Source organism: Stenotrophomonas sp. STEN030 (assembly GCF_056759995.1).
This window is the reverse complement of record NZ_JBRREB010000002.1, coordinates 43,895-60,805: the sequence shown is the minus strand read 5'-3', so window position 1 is coordinate 60,805 and position 16,911 is coordinate 43,895. Positions and strand designations below refer to the sequence as shown.

At 63.1% G+C, this 16,911-nt stretch carries 14 protein-coding genes; all 14 read right to left on the bottom strand.

What is annotated here, in order from left to right:
- Positions 1–15 precede the first annotated feature (15 nt).
- Positions 16–147, bottom strand: coding sequence for a hypothetical protein (locus ACVOLR_RS00935; RefSeq protein ID WP_481534780.1), 132 nt, complete (start codon positions 145–147; stop codon positions 16–18).
- On the bottom strand, positions 144–1,760 hold the full coding sequence (locus tag ACVOLR_RS00930; RefSeq protein WP_481534779.1) for a hypothetical protein: 1,617 nt from the start codon (positions 1,758–1,760) through the stop codon (positions 144–146). The genes ACVOLR_RS00935 and ACVOLR_RS00930 overlap by 4 nt, the downstream gene beginning before the upstream one ends.
- 18 nt (positions 1,761–1,778) lie before the next feature.
- Positions 1,779–4,025 (bottom strand): type VI secretion system Vgr family protein, encoded by a 2,247-nt coding sequence (locus tag ACVOLR_RS00925; RefSeq protein WP_481534778.1) that lies wholly within the window; start codon positions 4,023–4,025, stop codon positions 1,779–1,781.
- Positions 4,026–4,424: 399 nt separating this feature from the next.
- Positions 4,425–6,152 (bottom strand): single-stranded-DNA-specific exonuclease RecJ, encoded by a 1,728-nt coding sequence (gene recJ / locus ACVOLR_RS00920; protein WP_481534777.1) that lies wholly within the window; start codon positions 6,150–6,152, stop codon positions 4,425–4,427.
- Positions 6,145–7,068 (bottom strand): phosphoglycerate mutase, encoded by a 924-nt coding sequence (locus tag ACVOLR_RS00915; RefSeq protein WP_481534776.1) that lies wholly within the window; start codon positions 7,066–7,068, stop codon positions 6,145–6,147. Before ACVOLR_RS00915 ends, recJ begins: the two co-directional genes overlap by 8 nt.
- Before the next feature lie 2 nt (positions 7,069–7,070).
- On the bottom strand, positions 7,071–7,535 hold the full coding sequence (gene greA / locus ACVOLR_RS00910) for a transcription elongation factor GreA (RefSeq protein ID WP_481514788.1): 465 nt from the start codon (positions 7,533–7,535) through the stop codon (positions 7,071–7,073).
- Between the two features lie 8 nt (positions 7,536–7,543).
- On the bottom strand, positions 7,544–10,786 hold the full coding sequence (gene carB, locus ACVOLR_RS00905; RefSeq protein ID WP_481534775.1) for a carbamoyl-phosphate synthase large subunit: 3,243 nt from the start codon (positions 10,784–10,786) through the stop codon (positions 7,544–7,546).
- 54 nt (positions 10,787–10,840) lie between these two features.
- Entirely contained in the window at positions 10,841–11,401 is a 561-nt protein-coding gene (locus ACVOLR_RS00900) for a DUF2059 domain-containing protein (protein WP_481534774.1), read from the bottom strand.
- Positions 11,398–12,528, bottom strand: coding sequence for a glutamine-hydrolyzing carbamoyl-phosphate synthase small subunit (carA, locus tag ACVOLR_RS00895; protein WP_481534773.1), 1,131 nt, complete (start codon positions 12,526–12,528; stop codon positions 11,398–11,400). The genes ACVOLR_RS00900 and carA overlap by 4 nt, the downstream gene beginning before the upstream one ends.
- Positions 12,529–12,765: 237 nt before the next feature.
- Complete coding sequence (dapB, locus tag ACVOLR_RS00890) at positions 12,766–13,497, bottom strand: 4-hydroxy-tetrahydrodipicolinate reductase (protein WP_481534772.1); 732 nt, start codon at positions 13,495–13,497, stop codon at positions 12,766–12,768.
- A gap of 51 nt (positions 13,498–13,548) precedes the next feature.
- Entirely contained in the window at positions 13,549–14,055 is a 507-nt protein-coding gene (locus tag ACVOLR_RS00885; RefSeq protein WP_481534771.1) for a hypothetical protein, read from the bottom strand.
- A 401-nt stretch (positions 14,056–14,456) separates the two neighbouring features.
- A complete protein-coding gene (locus tag ACVOLR_RS00880; RefSeq protein WP_481534770.1) occupies positions 14,457–14,711 on the bottom strand; it encodes a DUF6587 family protein in 255 nt (84 codons plus the stop codon).
- Entirely contained in the window at positions 14,711–16,567 is a 1,857-nt protein-coding gene (feoB, locus tag ACVOLR_RS00875; protein WP_481534769.1) for a ferrous iron transport protein B, read from the bottom strand. The genes ACVOLR_RS00880 and feoB overlap by 1 nt, the downstream gene beginning before the upstream one ends.
- Entirely contained in the window at positions 16,564–16,812 is a 249-nt protein-coding gene (locus ACVOLR_RS00870) for a FeoA family protein (protein ID WP_282270780.1), read from the bottom strand. Before ACVOLR_RS00870 ends, feoB begins: the two co-directional genes overlap by 4 nt.
- Positions 16,813–16,911: the final 99 nt, after the last annotated feature.

Sequence of the window (16,911 nt, the reverse complement as noted above, 5' to 3'; positions counted from 1 at the left end):
AACACTCCTTGTCGCTCAGATCGCGCGCAGCAACGCACGCAGGAAGGCTTTGACTTCGTCGCGATAGTCGGCGCTGATCCAGGCCACCACGATGACCCCGACCACGATAGCCACCGCCATCACTGCTGTTTTTCTACTTGGCGTCATGCCAGTGCTGCTCCTGCCGTTGTTGATGCGTCACGTGTTACAGCCGATGGCTGCAGTAGAGCTGATGGGTCGGGCAATGGCTGCATCGCCGGCGGCTCGCTCCATACGGGTATCTCGTGGTCCAACGGGTGCTCAAGCGTCGGAATACCGTTCCAATGGGGATCGAGGAAGTCGCGGCCCACGGCGACGATCTTGCGGAAGAACTCATCACCGGCCTGGATCAAGCGCTCACGTTCCTGCTGGGCGCGATGGAATCCCTGCTCCAATGCCGCGTCCAACTGCACCTCGATGGCGTCGAGCGCTGCGCGTGCGGGGCGCGGGCCCAGCGCCATGGCGCTGCTCTCGGCATCAACAAACACCTTGGTACTGGCCTGCACATAGCCTACCGAAATCTCCTGCAGCTTCTCGCAGCGTCGCACGTCCTGCAGCAACAGCAGATCCCACAAAGCCTGCGGCAAGGTCGTCGTCTTGCGGTCTGCCGGCGACAGCGGCTTTGCGATGCGAACCGCTTCCAACAGCTCGGTGCGCGCGACTTCTTTATTACCCGCCTGCAACTGGCACCAACCGGCCATGCGCTGCCCTTCCAGCTGGAACATGGGATTGGGGATACTGGCAGCCGACGCGGATGCCTGCAGATAGGTCTGTGCGGCGCGTTCTGGCTGCTTCGCAGTCAACCAGCAACCGGCTTCGCCAAACCAGCTCTGCATCACCAGATCCGCGCCTGCGGCATTGCCGCCTGAGCGGGCACTCTCAGCAGCGCTGCGGGCAGTGCGGTAAGCATTGATGGCATTGGCGTGGTCGCCGTGCTTGAGCCAGCTGCCCGCCACCATCATCTGCACTACCGATTGCTGGTCGTGCCAGCCGCTGCGCGACGCCAGCGTTTGCGCGCGCTCGGCACGGGCAAGCACCTGTGTTGGGCTGCCGCGTTCGATCAGCAACATCAGGTCAGCTAGCAGCTGGCGGTACAGCACCTCTGGGCCACGCCCACTTGCCTGCGCGGCGGTGTCGCGCGCAATAGCGAACATATCGACGTCGCCGCCGATCAAGGCTGCCGTGTCGCCGTGCTTCTCCAACAGCGGCTGCCAACGCGGATCTTCCTGGGTGTCGACCAACACCAATCGCAGGCGCTTGCCCGGGCCGGCGCTGAGCGCTGCCGACACCCAGCGTTCAAAACCATCACCCGGGGCATGGCGTTCTGGTTCCAACACTGCCGCCATCAAGCGCATATGGTCGCCATGATGTTCAACAAAGCTCTCAAGCACCTCGACCACGCCCGCAGCCGAATCCGGGTGGGTTTCATTGGGGCCGCGCCAGCCGAGTGACACGCCCTGCTCGCGCAGTTCATCCTGACTGCCGAGGTAGCGCTCCAACAAGTCCTGCTTGATCTGCCGGCTGTAGCGGAAGCCGAGCTCGTAGCGCGCATCGATACGCAGGAAATAGTCCGGCGTATTGCGTCCTTCGTCGTGCCGCTGCATCTCGAAGAAAGCAGCGAGCAGGCGACTGGCGTTGGCCGGCAAGCGCCATATCAGCAATCGTCTGGATGGATCGGAACTGGCCTGTAACCAGGCTTCGCGCAAGGTATCGAGGCCGCGCAACATGGGGGTGTCCTGCACGCTGAATCTCCGTTCTGCTTAGCAGTTGAGCTTGATCTCGCTACCGTTGACCGAGACGCCGCTGGCGTTGATCACCACCTCTGAACCACCAGCGCTGATCCTGATCTCACCGGCGGTTATCTCGATGGCGGAGGATTCGCCCACTGCAGCGATCAGCTTGGCTGCGGACGACAAGGTCATGTCACCTGTTGAGAACTGCGAATGGGTTTCAGTGACACCCTGCTCGAACGTTCCCTCCACACCGATGGTGCGCGAGCCCTTGTTGGCATCCTCCACCGCGCCGGTCACGCCGCGCTTGTCCAGGCCAGTAATCGTGGTTTCCCGTCCCGCCAGGTACTGCTCGGTAACTTTTCCCTGCACCTGCTCCCACGAGGTCGAAGTGATGGTCTGCTTCCACGTGCCAGTGCGCTGGCTGATGTAGTTGCCGGTCAATGTCGTGGTGAAAGGACCGGTGATGGTTTCGGTATAGCCGGCAGCGAGAATCGTCTTGGTCTGACCGGTGTGATAGGTCTCGGCGACTGCGCCGGTGACATCAGTAGTGCGAGTGCCGGTGACGGTCGAGGTATCAGTGCCGGTAACGGTGATGCCTCGATTGCCGGTGATGCCGATGGTCTGGTTGCCGCCCACCGTCATGCCGTGGTCAACCGTCACACTTGTGGTCTTGTTGTTGAGGATGCTCGCGGTCTGATCATTGAGCACGGTGGTGACCATGTCGCGCTGCGCGCGCATGTTCAACAGCTCGCCACCCGCACCATCGTGCATGGTGACTTCGTTCCAGCCGCCACCCTTGACCGTTTTCGACTTCAGACCACTGACTTCCATGCCGAACGGCGGCATGTTCTGCTCGTTGTAGACACGACCGGTGATGATCGGGCGATCCGGATCGCCATCAAGAAAATCGACGATGACTTCCTGGCCAATGCGTGGCGGCGACACGCCGCCCATGTCAGCGCCCGCCCAAGGGCTGGAGCTACGGATCCAGCATGAGGCGTTCTCACGTCGATCCAGCTTCCTGTCCCAGTGGAACTGCACCTTCACCCGGCCATAGGCATCTGCGTGCAGCTCCTCGCCCGGCGGGCCGACCACGGTTGCGGTCTGCGGCCCAGGCATGCGTGGCCACGGTGTCTGTCGCAAGGGGCGGTACGGAATACGCCGACGCAATACCTGCGCCTGCATCTCAACGCTGGGCAATTCCGCACTGGAGAAATCGCTAGCGAAGTTGTTGTGGCCCTCGCGCTGCATCGACACCACGAAGAACTCACGATCCGCCTCGTCGCGGCCAATGAAATCAGGATGCCGCTCCAGACTGAAGCAGGCGCCTGCCCCAAGTTCCCCCGCATTACCGGCGCACTCGAACAATTTGGTCGGCCAGCTGACCTCCTCATTACGCACGGCCGCCAGCGCTTCTCCAATGCGACTGTTCGCAAAGCGCGCTGCACCGTCATAACGGTATTGCTCCAGTGGCGGCAATAAACCCATCGGCACCTGATTGCCCTGGTTTCCGTCGAGTTGTTGCTTGGGCTGCTTGAAATCGAAACTGCGCAACGTCTGCGCGCTCGGCCCTACCCTGCGCCGCGCACCCCAGCGATGCAGGCCGGTACGCGCCAAGGTGCCTTGATCGGACACATACGCGATCTCTGCTGGTTCACCGTGTACCACACTGAGTGTGGAGTCATCGCTGATGATCAGCGTATGCCCTTCGTCATCGTGCACGAAGCTGTAATACAGGCCCGCGTCTTCCAGCAGGCGACTGACGAAGGCAAAATCGGATTCGTTGTACTGCACACAATACGACAAGGGCGGCAGCTTGCCGGCATTGAGATCGTAGCGGTAGCGCGCCAGCTGCTCGTAGCCGGCAAACACTTCTTCGATGATCTGCAGGACATTCTTGTCCTGGAAGATGCGGCAATTGCTGGTGTAATCGAGGAAGGCGAACCACGGCGCCACCTCGGCGCGGTAGCTGTTGAATTGCGCCTGTTGCCCGGTGCTGGCGAACTCGCGTACATAGCCGTGCACGCTACGGCCACCAAACTCATCGCCAAGCAGCAGACGTAGCGGCTGCCCAACCAGCTGCTTCAGCTCCAGCCTTGGCTGGGTAGACAGCAACTCGACGTGATAGAGGAATGGTGCGGAGACCGATTCATTGCCGTCGAAACGCTTGACCAGAAAGGTCTCTGGAGAAAGCGCGGTTTCCACTCGAACCAGGCGGCGGTCTTGATGCAGGCGTTGCAAGCCGCCTGCTGCTGAAAGTGATTCTGCAAACATCGGGCGTTCCGTCGTCCCATGCGTTGTGGAGAACCCGACTGTGCCATCGCTTTATGAAACGCGCCAGTTTTCTGACACCCATATCGGGTCATTGAATGCTGAATTCGTAGGAATGTATTGGCCGAAGATGGGCTTCATCACGCAGTCCTCACGCAATCAAAGCAAGGTCTGGCGGTGAACTGCGCAGATTCTGTTGTCGGTGGCTTGCAGACGGTGTTCGTTGTCTGGGCATTCGAGACAGGTCTTTAGCGATGTAGTTCACACAAAGCTGTGCAGACAAGTGTTGTAGCCCGGGTAAGCGCAGCGCAACCGGGGTGCGTGCTACGAGTGCTGATGGATCGGGGGGGGAAGCCACTGCCGAGCATGGCTCGGCACTACAAGGGGGGCGCCAGCGTTGGATCAAGCGGATGCGCAGTGCTCGACTATCAGCTGGATGGCTTTGCCGCCGCGGTAGTCGTCGCTCACCAGTCGGTAGGCGAGCTGCACGTGCTGGGCGGGCGCGGTGCCGGTCCAGCCGCTGAAATGGATCGCATTGATCCGCGCCGTGCTGCCGGCCTGACGCACTACGAACTTCAGATGGCGCTCCTTGAGCACGCGCCATTCAAGCACTTCGAAAGCACCGTCAAACAAAGGTTCGGCGAAGCCCTGCCCCCACGGACCGGCAAGACGCAGTGCTTCGGCGTGCTGGAAATCAAGTTCGGCAGGCGACAACTCGCCATCGCTGAGCAGCTGCTGTTGCAACGTTGCCGGGTCCAGGCTGCGTTGCACCTGCTGCTCGAACGCAGTCTTAAACGCATGCAGATTTGCCAATGGCAAACTCAGCCCCGCAGCCATCGCGTGACCACCGAACTTCTCCATCAATCCTGGATGATTGGCGTTGATCGCGGCCAAGGCATCGCGGATGTGGAAGCCGCTGATCGAACGCGCCGAACCACGCAATGCATCGCCACCGGGTTCAGCCGGTGCGAAGGCAATCACCGGCCGATGCAGGCGATCCTTCATTTTCGATGCAACCAGGCCCACCACACCCGGGTGCCACTCTGCATCGAACAAACATGCCGCAACCGGGCGCTGCATGTCGTCATCCAGCACTGCGCGGGCAACAGCACGTTCGGCATCGTCGGTCATGATCTGCTGCACAGCGCGGCGCTCGGCATTGATCTCTTCGAGCAGCGTGGCGATATGTCGCGCCTGGGCGGGATCTTCGGTCAGCAACAGCTCGATGCCCAGCGCCATGTCTTCCAGACGCCCTGCCGCATTCAAACGCGGCGCAACGGCGTAACCGATGTCGCTGGCGCTGAGCCGGCGCGGGTCACGTCCGCTCACCTCGATCAAGGCCTGCAGGCCGACGCTGGCCTTGCCGGCGCGCAGTCGACGCAAACCTGCTGAAACAAGGGCGCGATTATTCTCATCCAGTGCCACCAGATCGGCGACAGTGCCGACGGCAACCAGGTCCAGCAGGGTCAGCAGATCAGGTTCCGGCTGCGTCCCGAATGCTGCCTGCTCGCGCAGATGCCGACGCAACGCCATCAGCACGTAAAAAATGACGCCGACACCGGCCAGCGACTTGCTGGGAAATGCGTCACCGTCCACGTTCGGGTCGACGATCGCATCGGCTGGCGGCAGCTGCTCACCAGGAAGATGGTGATCGGTGACCAGCACCTGCCAACCCAAGGCTTTTGCTGCGCACACACCAGCATGACAGGCGATGCCGTGATCGACCGTGACCAGCAGGTCCGGCTTCAACGCGGCAAGTTCTTCCACCAAGGATGGCGACAGACCATAGCCATGCAGCATCCGGTTCGGCACGGCATGCACCACATCGCGTGCGCCAAGCATGCGCAGGCCGCGCACGCCTACCGCGCAGGCAGTGGCGCCGTCGCAGTCGAAATCACCGACGATAAGAATGCGCTTGTCGTTGGCGATTGCAGCGGCCAGCAACTGCACCGCAGCCTGCATACCACCCAGCAGATCAGGCGCGTGCAACTGGGCAAGCCGGGGCTGTGCCTGCTCTGGCGTTGCAGCACCGCGTGCGGCATAGATACGGCGCAGCAGCGGCAGGGTCTCATCGTTCCAGCCGTCGACCGCAACCATGTCGCGGCGAACGATCTTCAAGCTGTCACTCATCAGCAAGCGTCATGATCGGTTTCTTCCACAGCAGCCAGCGCTGCCCGCGGGTGATGCGATAGCCGGTGCCGTCTTCGAAATCCAGCTGCAACTCGCTCAGTTCTCCACGTTTGAGTGCATCGAGCAAGGGGGCGATTGCGTCGCGCGCGAGCTGCTGCAGCGAACGCAGCTGGCGCAGATCGACCAGCGCATCTACGCTCTGCTCGCCACCCAGTCGCACGCCCGCCATCGCCGCCAAGCCCTGCACCAGCGCATCGCGGCTGCGTACTTGCGCGTGCGCGGTATGCACGGTCTGCGGCAGGCTTCCCGCGCCCCAGAACCACAGCGAGTTCACCGCACGCTGGCCTTGGGCAACGCGCTGCTCATTCCATGGATGCTGGTGCAGCACCACCTGTGCTTCGGTCAGCAAGGCGCGCCATCGGCGTCCGTTCTCGCCACTGGGTAGATGCGAGAACAGGTCATCGCCGAGTACCGCATCGGGTTCTGCGAATTCGGGCAGCGGCGTATCAGCCGGCAGGCGCAGATACCAGCGCGACGGCGTCGGCGCATCAAGCTGGTAGCCAAAACCGGCAAACAAGGGCTGCAGTGCGGGCAAAAATGCATCCACGTCAGCCTGCTCCAAGCGCAGTGTCTCGGCGGCTGCCATCAGACGCGCACCCTGCATGTCCGGCACGATATTGGCCGGATCGGCACGCAGCCAGAAGCCATCGGCGGCATCACCGGCATCGGTCTGGCGGGTCAAGGCCGCAGCCGACCAGTCGGCCGGCTGCACGCTGAAGTGACGGCGCAGCTGCGCCGATTCACCTGCCGTACCGAGCGAGCGCTCGGCACGACCCAGGGCCGCAGCCACCTGCGCCGGCAGTTCGCCTGCCGGAAAACGGCTGCGCGCGGGCAGCAGCAGTGTGGCTTTGGCCATCGTCAGTCGAGGTATTCGACGCTGACGATTTCGTACTCACGCTGGCCAGCCGGCGCGTCGATGGCGATGGCGTCGCCTTCGTGCTTGCCGATCATGGCGCGCGCCACCGGCGAGGAAATGGCGATCAAGCCCAGCTTGATGTCCGCCTCCAGGTCGCCAACGATCTGGTAACGCTTCTCTTCGTCGCTTTCCACGTCAGCCAGCGTCACCGTCGCGCCGAACACCACCTTGCTGCCGGCGTTGAGCTTGCTGATGTCGATGACTTCCGAGTGCGACAGTTCACCTTCCAGCTGCTTGATGCGGCCTTCGATGAAGCCCTGCTCTTCGCGTGCGGCGTGGTACTCGGCGTTTTCCTTCAGGTCGCCGTGCTCGCGCGCTTCGGCGATGGCAGCGATGACCTTGGGGCGCTTTTCCGACTTGAGGTGATCCAGTTCCTCACGCAGGCGCTTGGCGCCCTTCATCGTGATGGGGGCTCTCATGCATTCAACTCCTTGTGCAGTTCCTGCAGCGACAACACCGGACCGGTGCCACGGAACTCCAGCGACTGCACCAGCGCCTTGGCGCCAGCAACGGTGGTGGAGTACGTGATGCGGTTCTGCAGTGCCTCGCGGCGGATCGAGAACGAGTCGTTGATCGCAGCACGGCCTTCGGTCGTGTTGACGATGTAGACGATCTCGCCATTCTTGATGCTGTCCACGATGTGCGGACGGCCTTCAACCACCTTGTTGACCACGTCACAGGTGTAACCGTGCTGCTGCAACCACGCGGCGGTGCCACGGGTAGCCACCAGCGAGTAGCCACGTTCGACCAGGCCCTGCACCGCCGGCATCACGCGCTGCTTGTCAGCGTCACGCACCGAGATGAAGACCTTGCCGACCGGCGGGGTCTTGATGCTGCCGGCTTCCTGCGCGCGTGCGAAGGCGGCGCTGAAGCTGCGGCCTACGCCCATTACTTCGCCGGTCGAGCGCATCTCCGGCCCGAGGATCGGATCGACGCCCTGGAACTTGGCGAACGGGAAGATGGCTTCCTTGACCGAGTAGTAGCCCGGCACGATTTCCTTGGTCGCGCCCTGCTCGGCCAGCGTCTTGCCGGCCATGCAGCGGGCGGCAATCTTGGCAAGCGCCATGCCGGTTGCCTTGGACACGAACGGCACGGTGCGCGAGGCACGCGGGTTCACTTCCAGCAGGTAGATCACGTCCTTGCCGTCGGCATCGGTCTGGACCGCGAACTGGGTGTTCATCAGGCCGACAACCTGCAGTGCCTTTGCCAGCTCGGTGACCTGGCGACGCAGCTCGGCCTGGGTTTCAGCCGACAGCGAGTACGGCGGCAGCGAGCAGGACGAGTCACCGGAGTGCACACCGGCTTCTTCGATGTGCTCCATCACGCCGCCGATCAGGACGTTGCCGTCCTTGTCGCAGATGATGTCGACGTCGGCTTCGACAGCCGCGTCAAGGAAGTGATCCAGCAGCACCGGCGAATCGTTGGATACCTTGACCGCGTCGCGCACGTAGCGGGCCAGGTCGGATTCGCTGTAGACGATTTCCATCGCACGACCGCCAAGCACGTAGCTCGGACGCACCACCAGCGGGTAGCCGATTTCGCGGGCCAGCAGCAGTGCTTCCTGGTCGTTGCGGGCGATGCGGTTCGGCGGCTGCTTCAGGCCGAGCTTGTCGACCAGCTGCTGGAAGCGCTCACGGTCTTCGGCCAGATCGATGGAGTCCGGCGAGGTGCCGATCACCGGCACGCCATTGGCTTCCAGTGCACGCGCCAGCTTCAGCGGGGTCTGGCCGCCGTACTGCACGATCACGCCCTTGGGCTGTTCCAGCTCGACGATCTCCAGCACGTCTTCCAGCGTCAGCGGCTCGAAGTACAAGCGGTCGGAGGTGTCGTAATCGGTCGAAACGGTTTCCGGGTTGCAGTTGACCATGATGGTTTCGAAACCATCCTCGCGCAGGGCGAGCGCGGCGTGCACGCAGCAGTAGTCGAACTCGATGCCCTGGCCGATGCGGTTCGGGCCACCGCCCAGGATCATGATCTTGTCGCGGTTGCTCGGTGCGGCCTCGCACTCGTCCTCGTAGGTCGAGTAGAGGTAGGCGGTGCCGGTGGCGAATTCGCCAGCGCAGGAGTCAACACGCTTGTAGACCGGGCGTACCTTGTGGGCGCGGCGCAGTGCACGGACGGCGGCTTCGTTGGTGCCGGTCAGCTGTGCCAGGCGTGCATCGGAGAAACCGGCGCGCTTGAGCTTGCGCAGGCGCGCAGCGTCCAGCGCGTCGATGCCTTCGGCATGCACCTGCTTTTCATCGGCAATGATTTCTTCGATCTGGTCGAGGAACCACGGGTCGATATGCGACAGACCGTAGATTTCTTCAACGCTCATGCCGGTACGGAAGGCATCACCCACGTAGAACAGACGCTCCGGGCCCGGGGCCTTGAGCTCGCGCTTCATGGTGGCGATGTCGTCTTCGTTGCCCAGGTCCAGCTCGGTCGGGTCGAGGCCAACCTTGCCGGTTTCCAGGCCTCGCAGCGCCTTCTGCAGCGATTCCTTGAAGGTGCGGCCCATCGCCATCACCTCGCCCACCGACTTCATCTGGGTGGTCAGGCGCGCGTCGGCGGCCGGGAACTTCTCGAAGGCGAAGCGCGGAATCTTGGTGACGACGTAATCGATCGACGGCTCGAACGAGGCCGGGGTCAGGCCGCCGGTGATTTCGTTCTTCAATTCGTCCAGGGTGTAACCCACGGCCAGCTTGGCGGCGACCTTGGCGATCGGGAAGCCGGTGGCCTTGGAGGCCAGTGCCGAGGAACGCGACACGCGCGGGTTCATCTCGATCACCACCACGCGGCCGGTGGTCGGGCTGATGCCGAACTGCACGTTGGAGCCGCCGGTGTCCACGCCGATCTTGCGCAGCACGGCGATGGAGGCATCGCGCAGGCGCTGGTATTCCTTGTCGGTCAGAGTCTGTGCCGGCGCCACGGTAATCGAGTCACCGGTGTGCACGCCCATCGGGTCGAGGTTCTCGATCGAGCAGACGATGATGCAGTTGTCCGCGGTGTCGCGGACCACTTCCATCTCGAACTCCTTCCAGCCCAGCACCGACTCTTCCACCAGCACTTCGCTGGTCGGCGACAGTTCCAGGCCGCGGCTGACGATCTCGATCAGCTCTTCGCGGTTGTAGGCGATGCCGCCGCCGCTGCCGCCGAGGGTGAAGGACGGGCGGATGATGGTCGGGTAGCCAACGCGGGTCTGGATCTCCAGCGCCTCTTCCAGCGTGTGGGCGACGGCGGCGGTCGGGCATTCCAGACCGATCTCGCCCATCGCCACGCGGAACAGCTCGCGGTCTTCGGCCATCATGATCGCTTCGCGCTTGGCGCCGATCAGTTCGACGTTGTACTTCTCCAGCACGCCGTTGTCAGCCAGGTCCAGCGCGCAGTTCAGCGCGGTCTGGCCACCCATGGTCGGCAGCAGCGCGTCGGGGCGCTCCTTCTCGATGATCTTCGCCACCGTCTGCCAGTTGATCGGCTCGATGTAGACGGCGTCGGCCATCTCCGGGTCGGTCATGATCGTGGCCGGGTTGGAGTTCACCAACACCACGCGGTAACCCTCATCACGCAGCGCCTTGCACGCCTGCGCGCCGGAGTAGTCGAACTCACAGGCTTGGCCGATGACGATCGGGCCGGCGCCGATGATCAGGATGGTTTTTAGGTCGGTGCGCTTTGGCATTTTCTTCTCTAAGTCAGTACAGCGTGTCTGGGGGAAGTGATCGCACGCTGTCGATCAGGAAAACTCTTCTGGATCAATCGTGACACCGCATTGGCTCTGGATGCGCTCGCTCAGGCGCAGCGGCAGGCCATCAGGCATGTCGCCCAGTTCCGCAAGCACGGCGCCCAATGCTTCATAGGAGCCGCTTGCCATGAACTCACCTACCTGCTTGCGCTCCAGTTCACTGGGCTCGCCCTCGAACTCGGCAGGCAGCGCCGCGCCGTACATCATCTGGCGCTGGCTGGCGACCATCCGCTTGCCGCCCTGGCTTGAGTAGAACGCCTGCCAGCGCTTGAGGTGCTGCTGCCCGTCATTGCCGAGATTGGCGACCAGGCGATCCACCAGTGCTTCATTCAGGACATCGCCGATCGGCTTGGCCATGCACTCGCGTTGTGGTGCTGGAATCTGCGGGAAGATCGCGACATTGGCCAGCATGGAAGTGGCTGCGTCATTGCCCATGCGCTCGAAGCCGGTCATCGGCAGCAGATCGCGGATCTCCTGCGCGGTCACTGGCGCCGCGCTGGCCACCGAGGTGGCCAGCAGCGCCGGCAACATCAGCCAGCGCGCCTTGCTCACGCCTTGGCCCCTTCCATCAGGACGATGAAGCGGTCAAACAACGGTGCTACATCGCGCGGGCCCGGCGAGGCTTCCGGGTGTCCCTGGAAGGAGAATGCCGGCGCATCGGTCAGCGCGATGCCCTGGATGGTCTGGTCGAACAACGAGCGGTGGGTGACACGCACGTTGGCCGGCAGCACGCTTTCGTCGATGGCGAAGCCGTGGTTCTGCGAGGTGATCATCACCCGGCCGTCGTCGATGTCCTGCACCGGATGGTTGGCGCCATGGTGGCCGTGGCCCATCTTCATGGTCTTGGCGCCTGCAGCCAGGCCCAGCAGCTGGTGGCCCAGGCAGATACCGAAGGTCGGGATCTTCTGCTCGACGAAGGTCTTGATCGCGCTGATGGCGTAGTCGCAGGGTTCCGGGTCGCCCGGGCCGTTGGACAGGAACACGCCGTCCGGCTTCAGCGCCAGCACTTCGGCAGCTGGAGTCTGTGCCGGCACCACGGTCAGCTCGCAACCGCGCTCGGCCAGCATGCGCAGGATGTTGGTCTTGACGCCGAAGTCGTAGGCCACAACCTTGAACTTCGGTTCGGCGCGCACGAATTCATTGCGGTCCAGGTCCAGCTGGCCATCGGTCCAGCCGTAGGTCTTGTCGGTGCTGACCACCTTGGCCAGATCCATGCCCTTCAGGCCGGGGAACTTGCGGGCGGCTTCCAGCGCCTTCTCGACGTCGATGTCGGGGCCAGCCATCAGCGCGCCGTTCTGGGCGCCGCGCTCACGCAGGATGCGGGTCAGCTTGCGGGTGTCGATGCCGGAGATGGCCACCACACCGCGCTGGATCAACCAATCCTGCAGCGACACCTGGTTGCGCCAGTTGCTTGGGCGACGCGGCACATCGCGAACGATCAGGCCCGATGCCCATACCTTGGAGGCTTCATCGTCCTGGTCGTTCATACCGGTGTTGCCGATATGCGGATACGTCAGGGTGATCATCTGCCGGGCGTAGGACGGATCGGTCAGCATTTCCTGGTAACCGGTCATGGCGGTGTTGAACACCACCTCACCCACGGATAGGCCGGGCGCGCCTACGGATTCGCCCTCGAATACGGTGCCGTCTTCGAGCACGAGAATTGCGGCTTGGGTCACGGGAATCTCACTTTGGCTACCGGGGGACTCCGAAGCCACGCCTGCGTCCACGGTCAAAAACCGGTTGCAAAAAAGCGCGGACGGCGGTCTGGGAACCGGTCCGGCTAACGTGTTTCGGCGAGCCGGAATTGTAAAGGCAAGGGGGCACCAACGCCAGCGCCCCGTGCGCTTTCCTTCAGCTGTTCAGAGTGGACAAAAGCCAGCTTCCGGGCAGAACCTGCCCCGCATTCAGCTATTTCAGGCCTGCTTGAGTGCCCCGACCAGGTCCCGTACCCGGTACTGGCCCGGACCGCGCTGACGCAGTTGCTTGGCGGCATGCAGGGCCCCGCGCGCAAAAATATCGCGATTGGTAGCCCGGTGCACCAGCTCCACCCGCTCGCCCAGCCCGGTGAACTGCACGAAATGCTCGCCGATGATGTCGCCGGCGCGCAGACTGGCGTAACGGGGCTCGGCACCGCCGTGCTGAGCAGACTCACCGAGCGTCAACGCGGTACCGGAGGGCGCGTCCTTCTTATGCACATGGTGCGATTCGACAATGTCGCAGTCCCAGCCTGGCAGGGTCGCCGCTGCGCGTTCCACCAGCTCGGCCAGCACGGCCACGCCAAGGCTGAAGTTGGTCGCCCAAACCAGAGGAATCCTGTCTGCCGCAGCGGCCAAAGCGGCCTGCTGCTGCTCGCTGATCCCGGTCGTCCCTGACACCAAGCCGACGCCGCGCTCCAGGCACAGCGCCAGCACCGGGTCAAAACCCTCCGGCAAGCTGAAATCAATCGCCACATCAAATGCCGGCGCGCCGGACAGCTCGCTGGCGGCGAAATGCGGGATGCCGTCGATCACGCGCTGAATCGGCGGTTTGCGCACCACCGCAGCAACCACCTGCAACGAGGAATCTTCTGCCGCAAGACGCAGCAGGGCTTGGCCCATGCGGCCGGAGGCGCCATGGATCAGCAAACGGGTTGGAGTCGTATTCATGCCCGCACGCTAACGCTTCAACGGCCTGGCGCACAAGCGCGCAGCGTGCGATTACATCCTGCCGACGTGGGTAACCGCACGGCTACCAGTCATATAGGTCCGCCAGCGACTGCGCTCTACGGTGTCGCGGCCGCGACTGACCATGCGAACACCCGCCATTTCGACAATGGCCGAAACCTCAACCTCGGCCGAACGGCCATCGCTGGCAATGCTGATGCTGTTCACCTTCTGCTCGTAGCGTAGCGGCATGCGACCGCCGAAGGCTTCCCGGAACTGACGCAGCTGGCCCATGCTTTCAGCCAGGGAGGCGCAGTACTGCGCCCTGTCATAGCGCTGCTCGGCCTGCTGGGTTTCGGTCTTGGTTACCGTGGTTTGCACATAGTCTTTCGACAACATCTCGCACAGCGGTTTGTCGTCGCCTGCTGCAAGCGCTTGATCGGCGCGCAGGTACAACGCGCGCACCTGGGACTCGGTGATCTTGTTGCCGCCACGCAGATAGACCGATCCGCCCACGGCCAACACCACGACCAACACCACAACGCCAATCAATGACTTCATGTCTTTCCCCTGGTTGCTTCCTGCAATCTGCGCAGTGTACAGCCGACGCGCATCTACCTGCACAGAACCTCTGCCTGCGCCGTTGCCAGCTTGGCTATCCCGCCGAGCCACCCAGCGCTGCGTATCCAGGACCGCAGGTCGAGTAAGCGTTGCGCACTCGGGGACAAGTATCTACTGGTCCTTCAGGCCGCCTGCCAACGGCCCTGTGCCCACTGATGGCGCTCGAGCTTCGCGGCTTACGCCGCTCCTACAAATGCGTGGCCACAACTCTAGCCCGGGCTAACGCCGCGTATGGCTTTCCGAGCTACCCGCCAACGGCCTTGCCAACTGATGGTGTTCGAGCTTCGCGGCTTACGCCGCTCCTACAAAAACGCCGGGTTTCCCCGGCGCTGTTGTCTTGTTCAATGCTGCTTGGGCTCATTTGGTCCGCAGCTGTTGCAGCCACCGCATGCGCCCGCAGCACTGGCTGCAGGCGGCGCTAGACGCCGCCCCCATGCCTGCAGCCGCGGCGAACGCTGCGGCTTCACCAGCCACAGCGCCAACACGCCACGCAACTTGCGCAATACACCGGGAAACTGCTTCTTCAGCACCACCCAGGCGCTGACCAGCACCGCCAAGGCGATGATCAGGTATTGCAGCAGCAGGCCCTTGTCCATCAGCCCGCCCCCAACGCCACCGCCACCTGATAGGTGACAAAGGCCGCCAGATAGGCCGCACCGAACAGGTAGACCGTGGCGAACGCCATCTGCTTCCACGAGTTGGTCTCGCGCTTGATGGTGGCCAGGGTGGAGATGCACATCGGCGCGTAGATGAACCACACCATCAGCGACAAGCCAGTCGCCAGGGTCCAGCCATCGCTGATAACCGGCGTCAGAGCCTGGATCGCTGCGTCGTCATCGGCCGCCGACAAGGCATAGATCGTGGCCAGCGAAGACACCGCCACTTCACGCGCGCCCATACCCGGAATCAAGGCAATACAAATCTGCCAGTTGAAACCCAGCGGCGCGAAGATCACCGCCATCGCGTGGCCGATCTGGCCGGCGAAGCTGTAGTCGATGGCCGGCATGGTGGCGTTCTCGGGCGCGCCCGGGTATGACAACAGGAACCACAACAGAATGGTCAGCGACAGGATGATGCCACCCACACGCTTGAGGAAGATCATCGCGCGCTCGTACAGACCCACCAGCAGATCGCGCGGATTGGGCAGACGGTAAGAAGGCAGTTCCAGCATCAACGGGTGCTCGCTCTTGTCGCGACGGAATTTCTTCATCGTCCACGACATCACCAGCGCGCTGAGGATGCCAGCCAGATACAGCGCAAACAGCACCAGACCCTGCTGGTTGAACACACCCCACACGGTTTTTGCCGGAATGAAGGCACCAATCAGCAAGGCATACACCGGCAGACGCGCCGAGCAGGTCATCAGCGGCGCCACCAGAATCGTTGCCAGACGATCACGCGGGTCCTGGATGGAACGGGTCGACATGATGCCCGGCACCGCACAGGCGAAGCTGGACAATAGCGGGATGAACGAACGGCCAGACAAGCCGGCCGAGGCCATCATCCGATCCAGCAGGAAGGCAGCGCGCGGCAGATAGCCGGACTCTTCCAACGCCAGAATGAAGGCGAACAGGATCAGGATCTGCGGCAGAAACACCAGCACACCGCCGACGCCGGCGATGATGCCGTCCACGAGCAGGCTGCTCAGCGGCCCTTCCGGCAGATTCTCGGCCACCACCGGCCCCAGCCAGCCGAAGGCCGCTTCGATGCCGTCCATCAACGGCGTCGCCCAGGCATACACCGCCTGGAAGATCAGGAACATCACCACGGCCAAGGTCAGCAGACCATACACCGGGTGCAGCAACCAGCGGTCCAGCGCGTCGTCCACCTTGGCGGTCGGTGCCGGCATGCGCACGGCCGAGGCAAGAATGTCACGCACCTGTACGTGGTAGTCGGCGCCCGGCTCCACCGCATGCACCGGCATGGCGTCCAGGTGCGGCATAAGCGTATCGATACGCTCAACCAGCGCGCGCGCACCGTTGTGGCGCACCGCGACGGTTTCCACCACCGGCACACCAAGGGCCTTTTCCAGCGCCGGCACGTCGATCTCGATGCCACGCTTGCGCGCCGCATCAACCATGTTCAGGGCAACCACCATCGGCTTGCCGAGCTCGCGCACTTCCAGCGCAAAGCGCAGATGCAGGCGCAGGTTGGTAGCGTCGATCACGCAGATCAGGGCATCCGGAGCAGCCTCGCCCGGGTAGAAACCCCGGCACAGATCACGGGTGATGGCTTCATCCAGGCTGGCCGGATGCAAGCTATAGGCGCCCGGCAGATCCAGCACCGCGTATTCCTGCCCGGACGGCCCGCGCATGCGGCCTTCCTTGCGCTCGACGGTGACGCCGGTGTAGTTGGCCACCTTCTGGCGGCTGCCGGTCAGCTGGTTGAACAGTGCGGTCTTGCCGCTGTTCGGGTTGCCAACCAACGCCAACCGGGCAATAGCGGTACTCATGCCTGTGCTCCTTCGGCGCTGATCTGGACGCGCGCGGCCTCGCTACGACGCAGCGCAAAGCGGGTGAAACCGACCTGGAACAGCAGCGGCTCGCCGCCGACCGGGCCACGCGCGACCAAACGAACTTCTTCTCCGTTCACGAAACCCAGTTCGCGCAGACGGCGCGCGATCGCATCGTTTGCATGCAGGTCCTGAACGCTTTCCACGCGCGCTGAAGCATGCAGCGGCAAATCTGACAACGTCACTGAATGGGCGCCTATGTAAAGTTGATAAGAATGGTTATCAATTCTAGCATCGCCGCGCTGCGTCATGGCGTCCCACCCCCGCACCGCTATGATTCAACG

What these genes read in the sequence shown, in the direction of transcription:
- ACVOLR_RS00925 (WP_481534778.1), bottom strand. Translation starts at nt 4,025, where the DNA reads ATGTTTGCAGAATCACTTTCAGCAGCAGGCGGCTTGCAACGCCTGCAT.
- feoB (WP_481534769.1), bottom strand. Translation starts at nt 16,567, where the DNA reads ATGAGTACCGCTATTGCCCGGTTGGCGTTGGTTGGCAACCCGAACAGC.
- ACVOLR_RS00935 (WP_481534780.1), bottom strand. Translation starts at nt 147, where the DNA reads ATGACGCCAAGTAGAAAAACAGCAGTGATGGCGGTGGCTATCGTGGTC.
- dapB (WP_481534772.1), bottom strand. Translation starts at nt 13,497, where the DNA reads ATGAATACGACTCCAACCCGTTTGCTGATCCATGGCGCCTCCGGCCGC.
- ACVOLR_RS00915 (WP_481534776.1), bottom strand. Translation starts at nt 7,068, where the DNA reads ATGGCCAAAGCCACACTGCTGCTGCCCGCGCGCAGCCGTTTTCCGGCA.
- ACVOLR_RS00880 (WP_481534770.1), bottom strand. Translation starts at nt 14,711, where the DNA reads ATGGACAAGGGCCTGCTGCTGCAATACCTGATCATCGCCTTGGCGGTG.
- recJ (WP_481534777.1), bottom strand. Translation starts at nt 6,152, where the DNA reads ATGAGTGACAGCTTGAAGATCGTTCGCCGCGACATGGTTGCGGTCGAC.
- ACVOLR_RS00885 (WP_481534771.1), bottom strand. Translation starts at nt 14,055, where the DNA reads ATGAAGTCATTGATTGGCGTTGTGGTGTTGGTCGTGGTGTTGGCCGTG.
- carB (WP_481534775.1), bottom strand. Translation starts at nt 10,786, where the DNA reads ATGCCAAAGCGCACCGACCTAAAAACCATCCTGATCATCGGCGCCGGC.